This is a genomic window from Microcystis sp. (assembly GCF_048564745.1).
In the GTDB taxonomy this organism is placed as follows: domain Bacteria; phylum Cyanobacteriota; class Cyanobacteriia; order Cyanobacteriales; family Microcystaceae; genus Microcystis; species Microcystis ichthyoblabe_A.
Window position 1 is genome coordinate 22,696 of the sequence record NZ_JBLZRT010000016.1, and the last position, 12,894, is coordinate 35,589.

The following is a 12,894-nucleotide window of genomic DNA, read 5'->3' on the forward strand; positions in this document are numbered from 1 at the left end:
GGTGCCAAGTAGTCCTTAACAATCATAGCCTTGATAAATGGGTTTCAGCTACTTAGAAAACGAGTCTTCTATCATATCAGAAGATTCTCGGGGATAAACCGATCTTTCGAGAAACTCGCGCATATCCCGATCGGCCGCAGGACAAAAGCTATGACTCGCCTCTTCTTCTAAATGGGCTAAAACTGGGCAATTAATCCGATAATCTGGTTCTTTTGACCGTTCTAGCCGCAATTCGTACACTTGTTTTTCCAGTTGTTCGATGCGGTCCACCAAAGCGCGAATAGCCACCGCTTCCGAGTCGGGTAAATCACCGTGTTCGAGGGGTTCCACCCGCGTCCCAGCGCGATAGATTAAACGACCGGGTACACCAACGACGGTACAATCGGCGGGAATATCGCGCAGGACCACAGAACCAGCGCCGACGCGAACGTTATTACCCAGATAAATATTACCTAAAACCTTGGCCCCAGCGCCGACGACCACATTTTCCCCTAGAGTCGGGTGACGTTTACCGCTTTCTTTCCCCGTCCCTCCTAAAGTAACTCCCTGATAGATGAGGGCATAATCACCGACAATGGCCGTTTCTCCGATGACCACTCCCATGCCATGGTCGATAAAAACACCCTGACCTATTTGGGCGCCGGGGTGAATTTCGATACCAGTCAGAAAACGGGCAAGATGGGAAATTAAACGGGGAATAAAGGGAATCCCGATCTGATATAGCCAATGGGCGAAGCGATGGCACAGTAAAGCCTGTAATCCGGGATAACAAAACAGTACCTCTAACCAGTTGCGGGCAGCGGGGTCACGTTCAAAAATGATCTTGAAATCGGCTAGGAGAGTAGATAACACGAGTCTTGATTCCATATTGATCGAGCTTATACTAAACTATGTTATCACTCCGGTAAATGAGCCGTTCAACTAAAAATCGATCGAGTAACCCGTTTTCCTAGTTCGCTTTTACTGTTCTCGGCCAAATTTTGAAGATATCCTTAATTTCCCTCCTGTTTAATCTTCCTTTAACTTGGGGCTGAAAAAATGCGATTGTTTAGCCTTTTTTTGCAGGGTTTCAGCTAAAAATATGATTAAGGCTATCGATCGTCACCATGGGAATTTTTTATTAACCTTGCTGTCAATTGCTGGCAGTATCAACATCGTTACCGAATCGGCCTCAGCTTTAAATATCACCCGATTAAGCAGTCTTGGCAATAGTACAATTGCTGCTAATAACTTCGGGTCAGAAATTCCCGCTTATGACCCCGCTAGTCGAAAATTATTCCTGACCGGTCCCAATAATCGTCTAGATATTGCCGATATCAGTAATCCCGCTAGTCCAATTCCCTTACCCTCGATCGATCTTAGCTCCTACGGTGCAGGGGTTAACAGCGTTGCCATCAAAAATGGTATCGTGGCCGTGGCCATGGAAGCTAATCCCATTACCAATAACGGCAGTGTAGTATTTTTCAATACCAATGGTGTCTTTCAGAGTCAGGTGACTGTGGGCGCTTTACCTGATATGTTAACCTTTGCTCCTGACGGTAATCGGGTTTTGGTCGCTAACGAAGGGGAAGCAAGAGGGGCGATCGATCCCGATGGTTCCGTTAGTATCATTAACCTTAACCTTAGCTCTGGTATTCTCAATCCCACCGTCAACACCGCTACTTTTGATAGTTTTAATGGTCAAGAGAACACTTTAAGAAGTCAGGGAGTCCGTATTTTTCCCGGTCAAACGGTTTCCCAAGATGTGGAACCAGAATACATCACCGTTTCCGACGATGGAACCTCTGCATGGGTGTCTCTACAGGAAAATAATGCTATTGCCGTAGTCGATGTTGCTAACGCTCAAGTCACCAGTATTGTACCCCTAGGAGCCAAAAATTTTAATGCACCGGGTAATGGTTTGGACCCTAGCGATCGAGATGGGGTAGTATTTGGAGGAGCGGCTAATTCCCCAGCAATGAGAATTAATAATTGGCCGGTTTTTGGCTTATATCAACCGGATACGATTGCCACCGTTACCATCGCCGGACAAACCTATTTAATTACTGCCAATGAAGGTGATACTAGAGATGAGGCCCGACGAGTTTCTACTGTAACTTTAGACCCCAATGTTTTCCCTAATGCGGCCACATTGAAATTAAACCAAAATCTCGGCCGTTTGGATGTTTCTAGCATTGACGGACTTAACGCCCAAGGTCAATATAGCCAACTTTTTGCCTATGGTGGTCGTTCTTTTTCGATTTGGAATGTCACTAATGGACTGTCCCCAGTCTTCGATAGTGGCGATGATTTTGAACAAATTTTGGCGGCTTTTTCGGCAACTCCCCTAAGTCCTAGTATCTTTAATTCCGATGGTACTCCTAGTAGTTTCGATAGTCGTAGCGATAACCGCGGGCCAGAACCGGAAGGTTTAGCATTGGGAAGCGTGAGGAATCGTCTTTATAGTTTTGTGGGAATAGAAAGGGCTGGCGGTTTCATGGTTTATGATATCACCAACCCTAGTAATCCTTTGTTCACTAATTATATCAACGATTGGCAATTAGGCGATAGGCTCTTCTCGACTTTGTGTGATAATTTTTGCTTATGGAATCGTGAAATGCTTATCGGGCAACACTTTTAGGACTATTTTGTCGAAGAAACTATCAGTATAGACCTCGTTTCCACACAGAAACCAGAAGAGCCGGCGATATCTCTCCCGAAGGATTATTATTTATCCCCGCTGCCGATAGTCCCAATGGTACTCCCCTGTTAATTGTGGCCAATGAAGTGAGTCGTAATCTGGCGATTTATTCCATCAAACCTGTCCCAGAACCTAGCGCAGTTTTAGGATTGCTAACCCTCGGATTAGCTGGTTATAGTTTGAAAAAAAGAGGGTATTGCTAATTAGGGTTTGCGGCAAAAAGTTTTTCGTGGGGTGTGGGGTGTGGGGTGTGGGGTTTTACCGATGTTGAGGACGTTCGGCGATGCTCAGCCGAACCGCCGAACCGCTTGTCGAACCGCCGTGGTCAATTAGCTAATTTTCAGGGAAAAAGTACCTTAATTTTTCCCCCGATCACTCCCATATCTGATATACTTTTTGAGAAAAAAAGTCTAAAAGTCTTAGCCAAAAAGGTGTTTAGATGTATTCAGCCAGCCCTAGATAGAGAGCCATTTAAGTAATTTTCTATGGAGAGTTAAATTATGTCGTCAACTGCCTACGAAACTGATTATAATCAATGGCTAAAAGAGACGGTAAAACATTTACAAGAGCGCAATTTTGAGCAAGTGGATTGGGATAATTTAATTGAAGAAATCGAGAGTATGGGAAAAAGTGATAGACGAGCTTTAATGAGTCTGTTAACCCGTCTTATCGAACATCTTTTAAAGCTGGCTTATTGGCAAGAAGAAAAAAAACGGTCAGGTAATCATTGGGCGGCAGAAATAGTCAATTTTCGCGCCCAAATTCAGCAGCGTTTAGAAGATAGTCCCAGCTTACGGCCAGAATTAGCAGCCATGTATGATAAAGTTTATCCAGTGGCGATTAAATCGGTTTCTCAGCTTTTTTCCCTTAATTCAGACGCTCATATATCCCTCGAACAAACATTAGATGATAATTGGTTTCCCCCAGCGGAAAAATAGTTCTTAATTAGGGTTTGCTGAAAAAGTTTATTGGTGGGGTTAGGAGATAGGAAATTATTTTTATTTATTCTCCCCGGTCTTAATTCTGGTGTAGTTTTAAGGAGTAATTTAGATAGTCAACAGCTTACCCACGACTATAAAATTAGCATCCATCTGGCGGGGGGTATTACCCTTGTTAATACCCCCTATTTTTGGTCTGGTATAGTGTTAAGCTTCTCCCGTGATTGATAAACCCTCTACCCAAACGTAGGGACAAACACCACTGGGAGTAATAACCGCTTCCGGTTCCAGATAAACAATCGATTTCAGCAGTGTTAAAATATCTCCGGCTACGGTAGCGGAATCGATGCTAATGCGCTCATTTTTGTTCACTAACCAACCATCAAAGGGCAAAGAGAAGGAACCTTGTAGAGAATTAACTCCTGCATGAAGTGCCTGTAAACTATCAATTAAAACCACATTTTCTGCCGTTTCCAAAGAATAGCTTTGGGGTTGATTAGCACTAGCAAAAACGTGATAAAAATGGGGACTAACCGTTACTTTTGCCCCAATGTTACCGTTGCCAGTTGGTTCCGTATTCATCCGTTTAGCGGTAATCGTGCTATGGAGAAAATTACTCAAAATCCCCTCTTTAATTAATTCCACACGATGGGTGGGAGTACCTTCACTATCAAAAGTTTCCGCGGAAACATTAGCCGGATGGAGGGCATCATCGCACAAATTTAAGGCAGTAGCGGCGATTTGTGTTCCCAAAGATTCAGGAGTAGAAAGACTCTGTTTATCAAGGACATTTTGGGCATTAAACAGATTAGAAAATGCTCCCATTAGACTCAAAAAGGCGCGGGGGGCAAAAACCACCAAATATTTACCCGTGGTAATCGGTTGATAGTCCAGATGGCTAACAGTTTTGCTAATCGCTTCCTCGATGCAGCCATCGATATCTAATTTTTCCAGGCCCGGACTCACCCGAAAAGCACCGGCGCTGCGGGGTTTTTTGCCTTCCTGTTCGGTTTTGGTGTATAAATACACGCTGGCATAACTACGCGCTTCCTGACGCATTGCCCCGTCGCTATTGAGATAAAAACGTCTGACCTGCTGTTGTCCCAAACCGTTATAGGGAACACTGGCAATAGCCGGATGGGCTGCTAGTAGGGATTTTTCGGCGGCTAATAACTTATCGACGAGAGTGGATACAGGTGCTTGATTAGACATTTCGCTGGCCACTTCTGTGGTAGGTGCGGTGGCAGCGGGACTAAAATCGGGGACATTTTCCTTAACGCCAAAAACGCTGGCTTCCTGAGCGGTTTTTAGGGCTAATTGCAGTCCCACCGGGTCCACATCGGTGGTGGAGGTGACACCGACTTGATTATCCTGATTCCAGACGCGAACGATAACGCTGGAACGATTGGAAGCTTGTACCTGTTTCGGTTCCCCTTGAAACACATCCACATCGGTTTCATCGACCGAGGAACCATAGATGTCGTATTTAGCAATTCCTAAAGCTTGGGCGCTAGAATTAGCGATTTGGGCGATATCTTCAACTTTTGGCATAGATTTTTTTTGGTGTTGGAGGATAGTGATAGGGAAGTGGGGGAATGGGGGAATGGGGAAATTTCAAATAAAATCCCAACATTCAACATCTTCTAACTGATAACCGAAGAGAGATTCGGCCAGGTAGTGACAATAAAGACGATAACGGCGGCCGTGGCCAGCATAGCTTTGGCAACGTGACCGATAACCGTACCGACGACGATACCGACACAGACTTTTAGGGATTGTTGCAAACGGGGGGTTAATTCCAAATCGCGACGATAGGCGTATTCTCCCAAAAAAGCCCCCACCACAGGACCGACAAATAGGCCGATAATCGGGCCGCCAATGGGTAAAGCCGGTAAAAGCCCGAATATTCCCGCTAATAAGCCCACTACTAGACCGATTTGACTCCAATTACTGGCCCCAACTTTTTGGGCGCCGAGATAACTAGCGAGGAATTCCACCCCCAGACTGAGGAGAAGGATAACAAAGGCCACGGCTAAAGCGACCCCCATCCCCGCGAATTTGGTGACAAAACCCCACACCAGCATGGCGATTAAAATCAAACTCATGCCGGGGATAGCGGGCAGCAGTTCGCCAATTATTCCCACTATCATGATGGCAATGAGGAAATAGTAGAGAATTACTAAAGTCATGATTAACGACCGCCAACGGTAATAGAATCGACTTTTAAATGGGGTTGACCAACGGTGACATAAACGCTACCACTGACGGAACCGCAAAAACCCGCCGCTAGTCCTAAATCTTGGGAACACATAGAGATTTTATTCATAATCTCCTTGGCTGAACCGATTAAAGTCGCGCCTTTCAGGGGTTTAGTCAGGTTGCCGTTTTCGATAAGATAGGCCTCCTCGACGGCGAAATTAAATTCCCCGGTCGCCCCCACACTACCACCGCCCATTTTTTTGCAATAAATGCCTTTATCGATGGAATTAAAGAGATTATCGAGGGTATATTCCCCAGGTGCGATGTAGGTATTCCGCATCCGACTAGCGGCGGCATAGGTGTAGTTTTGACGGCGACCGCTACCTGTGCGCGGATGGCCGGTTTTAATTGAACCGGTGCGATCGGCAATGAAGTTTTTTAGGATACCATTTTCAATTAGGAGAGTACGCTGGGCCGGCATTCCCTCATCGTCCATATCGATAGTACCGAAAGCTTTATCGGATAATCCTTCGTCCCAAGCCGTCAGGTTTTCGTGGGCGATTTTTTCGCCTTTTTTATCGAGAAAGGGCGTGGTTTTTTGCTCAATTTGCGTAGTTTCTAGCAAATGGCCGCAGGCTTCGTGGAAGATAACGCCGCCAAATTCATTGGCCATGACGATGGGATAACTGCCGGATTCTACATAGTCAGCGTAAAGCATTTTACCCGCCGATTCGGCTACTTCTGCCGCCGATTCCTCGGCATTCCACGTCCGCAGAAAATCGGGATTACTGGTACTACCCACCCGTTTACCAATGCTAGAACGATTAGTCCCATCGGCACAGAGGAGATTATAGCCCACCGATTGGGTGAGGCGAATATCCCGGGCAAAAGTGCCATCACTAGCGGCAACTAAAATTTCTTGCCAATCGCGAAAATAAGCGGCGCGACGAGATTGGACGTGAGAGGCTTTCTGATTGAGTTGAACGTTAGCAGTTAGGAGAATATCACCCATTTCTCGCAAAGAACTGCAATTATTCAGCCAAATATCCTTATTTTTGACCGTGGCATAATCCCGGAACATTTCCAGATTGATTTCGGGAATATAGGCGTTAGGACTGGGTAGGTTTAAACCAAGAATCGATAAACCTTTTTCTAGGGCATTTTTTAAGCCTTGGAAGCTTAAATCGTTGGTACTGACATAACAATCGGCTTTACCGCGAAAAAGGCGGATTCCTGCCCCTGTAGATAGTTTCGGTGAGAGACTGGTGATGGTGTCATCTTCGGCTAAACAACTGATATAGTTGACTCTTTCCAGGAAAAATTCGATAAAAGTCGCCCCGGCAGCCCGTCCCAGTCCCAGGAGAGTGGACAAAGGAGCCGCCCAAGAGCTATCAAAGCGCTCCAGACTAGGATTATATTTCAGGGTGGGGAGTTCTTTGGAGATGAGTAGAGTGGGTGACATAAAGCTCGTTTATCAGTTAATCTGCTGGTTTCTAGTCTAACAGCTATCAGTTTTTTCCGTCTGGGGATGCGTTAGCGTGGCCCAACCCAGCTAAATTTTTCTCCTTCATATCTCTTAATAAAAACCTTGATTCGAGCGCTGATCACCCGCAAGATTAAAGAAAGAGCGACTCAGGATCAAAATAATGGCCACAGCGACACAATTCTTAAACATTTCTGACTTGACAAAAGATGATTATTGTGTATTCGGTTTAGCGATTTGTTTTCTTAAACAGGAGGGAGAATTAGAAAAAGTGGCGGTGTTAGAACCGATTCCCTCGGCAGCCCTAGAGGCAATTGTCAAAGGAATTCCCACTTCCTACGAATTTGCCCGCGCCATGGCTTTAGGAGAGGTATTTCAGGACGATAATCCTCAAATACCCAGTAATTTCCCCGATAATACCCAATTATGCGAGAATTTTGTCGAAAGGGCGATTGCGGCCACTCGCACCTATAAAAATCAACCCCACCTACAAGGGTTAATCCCCTTGGGCGGCCAAAAAGACGATTTAAACTTTTCCCTAGAGAAAAAACGCATCTTGAATGCTGTTCATGTGGTGCGGACGGAGGATAACGTCAAACAACATTCTCACACCCACAAGGTTTTGTAATCAAGATTAGTTCGGATTAGGGAAATTTGGCAGTTTTCCCTGATTCCGAACTCAGGTTATCGCAGTGGAGCAATAGCTGCTCAATTAATTGTTTAGTCTCTGGTGATACTAATCGAGGGCAAATATAGGATAATTTTCCCAAAAATCAGCGATAAAAACCTTTTTTCCCATCTGGACTGGCTCTGAAGACTGGGAAGCTCGGAAAAATCCCAATTGAGCCACAATTAGCTTAATCAAAAAATGTGCTATAATCAGAATGTAAGCACAAGGGGCCGTAACGGTTTCGACAGGTTAGCGAAAGCTCCCCCGTGATACAGGTCGAGAGTGAGTCTCCTCTCGTAAATCAAAGGCTCAAACAAAAAGTAAATGCGAACAACATCGTTCCTTTCGCTCGTAAAGCCGCTCCTGTAGCTGCCTAATAGTCTCTAATCGACTCGAGCATTCATAGTTTGACTCCGTTAAGGACTATGGATAAACCCCCAACGGATGCCACGTTTAACTTTCTCTAGTTAGTTAACCGTCTAAGCTTTAACTAGAGCATCCCACTGTCCGGGATAAGTGACAGTCCCCGTTTCGAGGGTAATCGAAACTAAACCTGTGAATGAACGGACAGTCAATACCTAATTTGGACAGCAGTTCGACTCTGCTCGGCTCCATTGATTAGTTTAATGAAAAACCTTCTCTCCCGCATGGACGGGGTGCAAACACCGATTATTCCCGTGGTCGGTCAATTAATTAAAGCGAACCCCGGCACTATTTCCCTAGGTCAAGGGGTTGTTTCCTATTATCCACCCCGGGAAGCGATCGAATCTCTATCTTTATTCTTAGCTAATCCCAAAAATCATCAATATCAATCTGTGGCGGGAATTACCCCCTTATTAGCAGTAATTCGGCAAAAACTAGCCGAAGATAATCGGATAGAAATCAGCGATAAACAGGCAATTTTTGTGACGGCGGGCAGTAATATGGCTTTTATGAATGCTATTTTAGCCATTACTTCCCCGGGGGATGAAATTATTCTCAACACTCCCTTTTATTTCAATCATGAAATGGCCATAAAAATGGCTGATTGTCAAGTAATTTTGGTCGCCACAGACAAAAATTTTCAATTGCGTCCGGCTGCCATTGAAGAGGCAATCACGGCAAAAACTAAGGCAGTGGTGACGATTTCTCCTAATAATCCCACGGGAGTAGTTTATCCAGAAAATACCCTAAGAGAAGTCAATCGAATCTGTCAAAAAAAGGGCATCTATCACATTCATGATGAAGCTTATGAGTATTTTACCTATAACCATGCTCGCCACTTTTCTCCGGCGGCAATTGTTGGCAGTGAATCCTGGACTATTTCCTTATTTAGTCTCTCAAAAGCCTACGGTTTTGCCAGTTGGCGCATTGGTTATATGGTAGTACCAGAACATTTATCTGAGGCGATTAATAAGATTCAGGATACTATTTTAATCTGTCCGCCAGTGGTTTCGCAATACGCCGCCCTAGGGGCGTTACAGGTGGGTAAAAGCTATCCTTTAGAACAGTTGAAAACTATCAGTCAAGTTAGAGAAATTTGCCTGAATGCTCTAGAATCGATTAGGGATATTTGTGATGTTGCTACTGCGGAAGGGGCTTTTTATTTCTTCCTGAAAATTACCACAGACAAGAATGATTTTCAGTTAGTTAAAAGTTTAATCGAGCGGCAGCGGGTGGCGGTGTTACCCGGTTCAACTTTTGGGATAACAGAAGGCTGTTATTTGCGTCTTGCCTACGGTGCTTTATCTCCAGAAACGGCTTTAACGGCAGTAGAAAGATTGGTAAAGGGACTGCGTTATTTTAGTCAGTGATTTTCAAGAATAAATACCGGCTTTCTTTCTTGGTTTTTACTTTACCACAGCCTTTTTCCTCAAGATAACGACTCCCTAAAACCAGAGAGTTTGTACCTCACCATTAAGATAACTGCTATCAGATAACCTCTGATTCTATCTTTTGGGCTATTCTTAGTTTAGCCGAACGAGAACGAGGATTTTTAGCTTGTTCTTCTCGGCCGGGGATAATCGGCTTTTTCGTGATAATTTTCAAGGAATTATTTTCGCGAAAGCCATACTTGATCAGACGATCTTCTAGACTATGAAAACTGATCATAGCGATAATTCCCTCGGATTTTAGCCAGTGGGGGGCTTGATTTAACAATTGTTGGAGAGAATCTAATTCTTGATTAACAGCGATGCGTAGGGATTGAAAAACCCGCGTTGCCGGATGAATACGTCCATAACGGTAACTAGCGGGGACAGAACTAGCGATGACAGCCGCTAATTCAGTGGTGGTAGTAAAAGGACGTTTTTGGACGATCGAGCGAGCAATAGGACGAGATAAACGTTCTTCTCCGTATTGATAAAAAAGATCTGCTAATTCTTTTTCGTGCCAATGGTTAATAATATCGGCTGCCGTCAGGGATTGACAGCGATCCATCCGCATATCTAAGGCTGCCGTGTGGCGAAAACTAAAGCCGCGCTCGCTCTGATCGAATTGGGGAGAACTGACTCCTAAATCGGCGATAATGCCATCAAAACTGCTATTTTGTCCATTATAATCGGCGAAGTTCCCCCACCAGAGGGTTAAACGGCTATCTAGATAGGGGGCAAGACTAATTTTAGCGGCTTCTAGGGCGCTTTGATCGCGATCAATGGCGGTTACTGTGGTTTCGGGATGAGCTTCTAAAAGCAAGCGGCTGTGTCCACCACCGCCTAGGGTAAGATCGAGATAATGCCCCCCGGGTTGAATATTTAAACCGGCGATTAATTCTTGACTCAAAACGGAAATATGGAGAAAATCTTGATTCATCTGTACTGATAACTTCCTGAAAATGGCGATTTAACCTAGGGTTTGCGGCAAAAAGTTTGTTGGTGGGGGCAGGGTGTGGGGTGTGGGCTTCGGCCGTGAGCTCAGCGTTCGACCGAGCTCACGCCGAGGTCCGAACGGGTGTGGGGTGTAGGGTGTAGGGTTTTACCGATTTTGGGGTAGTCAGTTACCTAATTTTCAGGGAAAAAGTGCCTGAATTTTACCCCCGATCACTCCAATGGTCAGCACTTTTTGAGGGAAAAAAAGTCTAAAAGCCTTATCCAACAAAGTTTTTAGATTTATTCAGCCAACCCTAACCTAGAAATAACTGATAGGCCCGGTTTTGACTTTCATCCCAATAGCGATAGCCGAGAGTATCGAGAAAAGCTTGCCATTGATTCATTTCATCGGGGGGGACCTGTATGCCCACGACGATACGCCCGTAATCGGCTCCGTTATTGCGATAATGGAAAACGCTGATATTCCAGTGGGGACTCATGGAGGCGACAAATTTCATTAAAGCCCCCGGTCGTTCGGGAAACTCGAAGCGATAAAATAATTCATGATCGGCTAAATGCGATCGCCCTCCCACCATGTGGCGCAGATGCAATTTAGTCAATTCATCATCACTAATATCGAGGGTTTTAAAGCCGCAAGCTTCAAAACTCTCGGCTAATTTCTTGGCATCGGTGCGATTTTCGATCTGGGCGCCGACAAAAATATGCGCTTCTTTTTCATCGGCAATGCGATAACTAAATTCGGTTAAATTGCGTTTGCCGACACATTCGCAAAAACGCCGTAAACTGCCCGGTTGTTCGGGAATAGTCACAGCATACAACGCCTCGCGCCGTTCCCCTAATTCGGCCCTTTCCGCCACAAACCGCAGACGATCAAAGTTCATATTCGCCCCACAAGCCACAGCAACAAGGGTTTTATCCTCAATTCCTTCTCTTTCTACATAAGCTTTCGCTCCTGCTACCGCTAACGCCCCCGCAGGTTCTAAAATCGAGCGTGTATCTTGAAAAACATCCTTAATCGCGGCACAAATATCATCCGTATCCACGAGGATAATCTCATCCACATACTGCTGACAGAGACGAAAAGTCTCCTCTCCCACCTCGCGCACCGCTACCCCATCGGCAAATAATCCCACTTGAGACAAACGCACCCGATAACCGGCTTTTAGGGATTGATTCATCGCGTCTGAGTCCACAGGTTCCACCCCGATAATTTTAATTTCTGGGCGTAAACGCTTGACATAGGCGGCAATACCTGATATAAGTCCACCGCCACCAATGGCGACAAAAATGGCCTCGATCGGTTGCTGATATTGTCGTAAAATTTCCATACCGATCGTACCCTGGCCGGCGATTACCTCCGGATCATCGAAGGGATGGATAAAAGTTAAGCCTTTTTCCGCTTCTAACTGCCGCGCGTAGGTGTATGAATCATCGTAGGTGTCACCGTGCAGGACGACAATTCCCCCCCGGGCTTTTACCGCGTCGATTTTGACTTGGGGAGTGGTGACAGGCATAACGATAATCGCTTGGGTTCCCAATTGCCGCGCTCCCAAAGCGACTCCCTGAGCATGATTTCCCGCCGAGGCAGCAATTACACCTTTTTGTAACAAATCCCTTGACAAATACGCCATTTTGTTGTACGCGCCGCGCAGTTTAAAAGAGAAAACTGACTGCATATCCTCACGCTTGAGTAAAAGCTGATTGTGCAAGCGTTGGGAGAGATTGGGGGCAAATTCCAAGGGGGTTTCTTGGGCGACATCATAGACGCGTGCGGTGAGGATTTGAACCAGGTAATCGCAGTACATTATTCTTTTTTGGCGGTGGGGATTGGCAAGTCAGGCTAGGATCCAGAATAGATCATCGTCGGTCCGGTTCGCAATAAAGAGCTATCATACTGAATCCTTTGATCATTTTCAACTTTTTCGATGAGTTTTCCTAGTCCGTAATCCTCTAGGATTTATGCAATTTTTTCAAATTCGGCAATGATAATCTTAATGGCAATCAGCTTTTGATCCTCGTCTAATACATAGTTTTTGGTAATTTCTAGCATTTGGAGTTTACCCTAAAATTTCTCTAGATTATTATTGATAAGCTGAATCGTGAGCGGAATAGGTATA

Annotated in this window: 11 protein-coding genes, 1 other RNA gene and 1 pseudogene; 6 read left to right on the forward strand and 7 right to left on the reverse strand. The window is 45.2% G+C overall.

Annotated elements, in window-relative coordinates; all coding sequences use genetic code 11:
- Nucleotides 1–48: 48 nt before the first annotated feature.
- Nucleotides 49–867, reverse strand: coding sequence for a serine O-acetyltransferase (cysE, locus tag ACOCD9_RS02910; RefSeq protein WP_110544776.1), 819 nt, complete (start codon nucleotides 865–867; stop codon nucleotides 49–51).
- A 214-nt stretch (nucleotides 868–1,081) separates the two neighbouring features.
- Between cysE and ACOCD9_RS02915 the strand changes: the two genes are divergently transcribed.
- The 3 genes from ACOCD9_RS02915 to ACOCD9_RS02925 all read left to right on the forward strand — a co-directional run bounded on the left by ACOCD9_RS02915 (nucleotide 1,082) and on the right by ACOCD9_RS02925 (nucleotide 3,618).
- The gene (locus ACOCD9_RS02915) at nucleotides 1,082–2,620 is read left to right on the forward strand and encodes a choice-of-anchor I family protein (RefSeq protein ID WP_419546325.1); all 1,539 of its coding nucleotides are present in this window, start codon (nucleotides 1,082–1,084) and stop codon (nucleotides 2,618–2,620) included.
- Nucleotides 2,621–2,766: 146 nt separating this feature from the next.
- On the forward strand, nucleotides 2,767–2,883 hold the full coding sequence (locus ACOCD9_RS02920; protein ID WP_419546338.1) for a PEP-CTERM sorting domain-containing protein: 117 nt from the start codon (nucleotides 2,767–2,769) through the stop codon (nucleotides 2,881–2,883).
- A 297-nt stretch (nucleotides 2,884–3,180) separates the two neighbouring features.
- The gene (locus ACOCD9_RS02925) at nucleotides 3,181–3,618 is read left to right on the forward strand and encodes a DUF29 domain-containing protein (RefSeq protein WP_419546326.1); all 438 of its coding nucleotides are present in this window, start codon (nucleotides 3,181–3,183) and stop codon (nucleotides 3,616–3,618) included.
- A 207-nt stretch (nucleotides 3,619–3,825) separates the two neighbouring features.
- Here the strand turns inward: ACOCD9_RS02925 and ACOCD9_RS02930 are convergent, their stop codons facing one another.
- The 3 genes from ACOCD9_RS02930 to ACOCD9_RS02940 form a co-directional block, all read right to left on the reverse strand.
- Nucleotides 3,826–5,169, reverse strand: coding sequence for a TldD/PmbA family protein (locus ACOCD9_RS02930; RefSeq protein WP_419546327.1), 1,344 nt, complete (start codon nucleotides 5,167–5,169; stop codon nucleotides 3,826–3,828).
- Nucleotides 5,170–5,261: 92 nt separating this feature from the next.
- Nucleotides 5,262–5,807, reverse strand: coding sequence for a DUF456 domain-containing protein (locus tag ACOCD9_RS02935; protein ID WP_419546328.1), 546 nt, complete (start codon nucleotides 5,805–5,807; stop codon nucleotides 5,262–5,264).
- Nucleotides 5,808–5,809: 2 nt separating this feature from the next.
- Nucleotides 5,810–7,279 carry a TldD/PmbA family protein gene (locus tag ACOCD9_RS02940; RefSeq protein ID WP_012266273.1) on the reverse strand — a complete coding sequence of 490 codons (1,470 nt, stop codon included), beginning with the start codon at nucleotides 7,277–7,279 and terminating at the stop codon, nucleotides 5,810–5,812.
- Between the two features lie 184 nt (nucleotides 7,280–7,463).
- Between ACOCD9_RS02940 and ACOCD9_RS02945 the strand changes: the two genes are divergently transcribed.
- The 3 genes from ACOCD9_RS02945 to ACOCD9_RS02955 all read left to right on the forward strand — a co-directional run bounded on the left by ACOCD9_RS02945 (nucleotide 7,464) and on the right by ACOCD9_RS02955 (nucleotide 9,763).
- The gene (locus ACOCD9_RS02945; RefSeq protein WP_002776087.1) at nucleotides 7,464–7,928 is read left to right on the forward strand and encodes a hypothetical protein; all 465 of its coding nucleotides are present in this window, start codon (nucleotides 7,464–7,466) and stop codon (nucleotides 7,926–7,928) included.
- Between the two features lie 268 nt (nucleotides 7,929–8,196).
- Nucleotides 8,197–8,587, forward strand: a transfer-messenger RNA (tmRNA) gene (ssrA, locus tag ACOCD9_RS02950).
- Nucleotides 8,588–8,596: 9 nt separating this feature from the next.
- Complete coding sequence (locus ACOCD9_RS02955; protein ID WP_419546329.1) at nucleotides 8,597–9,763, forward strand: pyridoxal phosphate-dependent aminotransferase; 1,167 nt, start codon at nucleotides 8,597–8,599, stop codon at nucleotides 9,761–9,763.
- 118 nt (nucleotides 9,764–9,881) lie between these two features.
- Here ACOCD9_RS02955 and rsmH read toward each other — a convergent pair whose 3' ends face one another.
- The 3 genes and pseudogenes from rsmH to ACOCD9_RS02970 all read right to left on the reverse strand — a co-directional run bounded on the left by rsmH (nucleotide 9,882) and on the right by ACOCD9_RS02970 (nucleotide 12,827).
- Nucleotides 9,882–10,760, reverse strand: coding sequence for a 16S rRNA (cytosine(1402)-N(4))-methyltransferase RsmH (gene rsmH / locus ACOCD9_RS02960; RefSeq protein WP_419546330.1), 879 nt, complete (start codon nucleotides 10,758–10,760; stop codon nucleotides 9,882–9,884).
- 310 nt (nucleotides 10,761–11,070) lie between these two features.
- On the reverse strand, nucleotides 11,071–12,582 hold the full coding sequence (ilvA, locus tag ACOCD9_RS02965) for a threonine ammonia-lyase, biosynthetic (RefSeq protein ID WP_002797906.1): 1,512 nt from the start codon (nucleotides 12,580–12,582) through the stop codon (nucleotides 11,071–11,073).
- A gap of 35 nt (nucleotides 12,583–12,617) precedes the next feature.
- Nucleotides 12,618–12,827 (reverse strand): annotated as a pseudogene (locus ACOCD9_RS02970) (hypothetical protein).
- Between the last annotated feature and the right edge of the window lie 67 nt (nucleotides 12,828–12,894).

Coding starts and splice junctions, on each gene's coding strand:
- cysE (WP_110544776.1), bottom strand. CDS start 867: ATGGAATCAAGACTCGTGTTATCTACTCTCCTAGCCGATTTCAAGATC.
- ACOCD9_RS02915 (WP_419546325.1), top strand. CDS start 1,082: ATGATTAAGGCTATCGATCGTCACCATGGGAATTTTTTATTAACCTTG.
- ACOCD9_RS02925 (WP_419546326.1), top strand. CDS start 3,181: ATGTCGTCAACTGCCTACGAAACTGATTATAATCAATGGCTAAAAGAG.
- ACOCD9_RS02930 (WP_419546327.1), bottom strand. CDS start 5,169: ATGCCAAAAGTTGAAGATATCGCCCAAATCGCTAATTCTAGCGCCCAA.
- ACOCD9_RS02935 (WP_419546328.1), bottom strand. CDS start 5,807: ATGACTTTAGTAATTCTCTACTATTTCCTCATTGCCATCATGATAGTG.
- ACOCD9_RS02940 (WP_012266273.1), bottom strand. CDS start 7,279: ATGTCACCCACTCTACTCATCTCCAAAGAACTCCCCACCCTGAAATAT.
- ACOCD9_RS02945 (WP_002776087.1), top strand. CDS start 7,464: ATGGCCACAGCGACACAATTCTTAAACATTTCTGACTTGACAAAAGAT.
- ACOCD9_RS02955 (WP_419546329.1), top strand. CDS start 8,597: ATGAAAAACCTTCTCTCCCGCATGGACGGGGTGCAAACACCGATTATT.
- rsmH (WP_419546330.1), bottom strand. CDS start 10,760: ATGAATCAAGATTTTCTCCATATTTCCGTTTTGAGTCAAGAATTAATC.
- ilvA (WP_002797906.1), bottom strand. CDS start 12,582: ATGTACTGCGATTACCTGGTTCAAATCCTCACCGCACGCGTCTATGAT.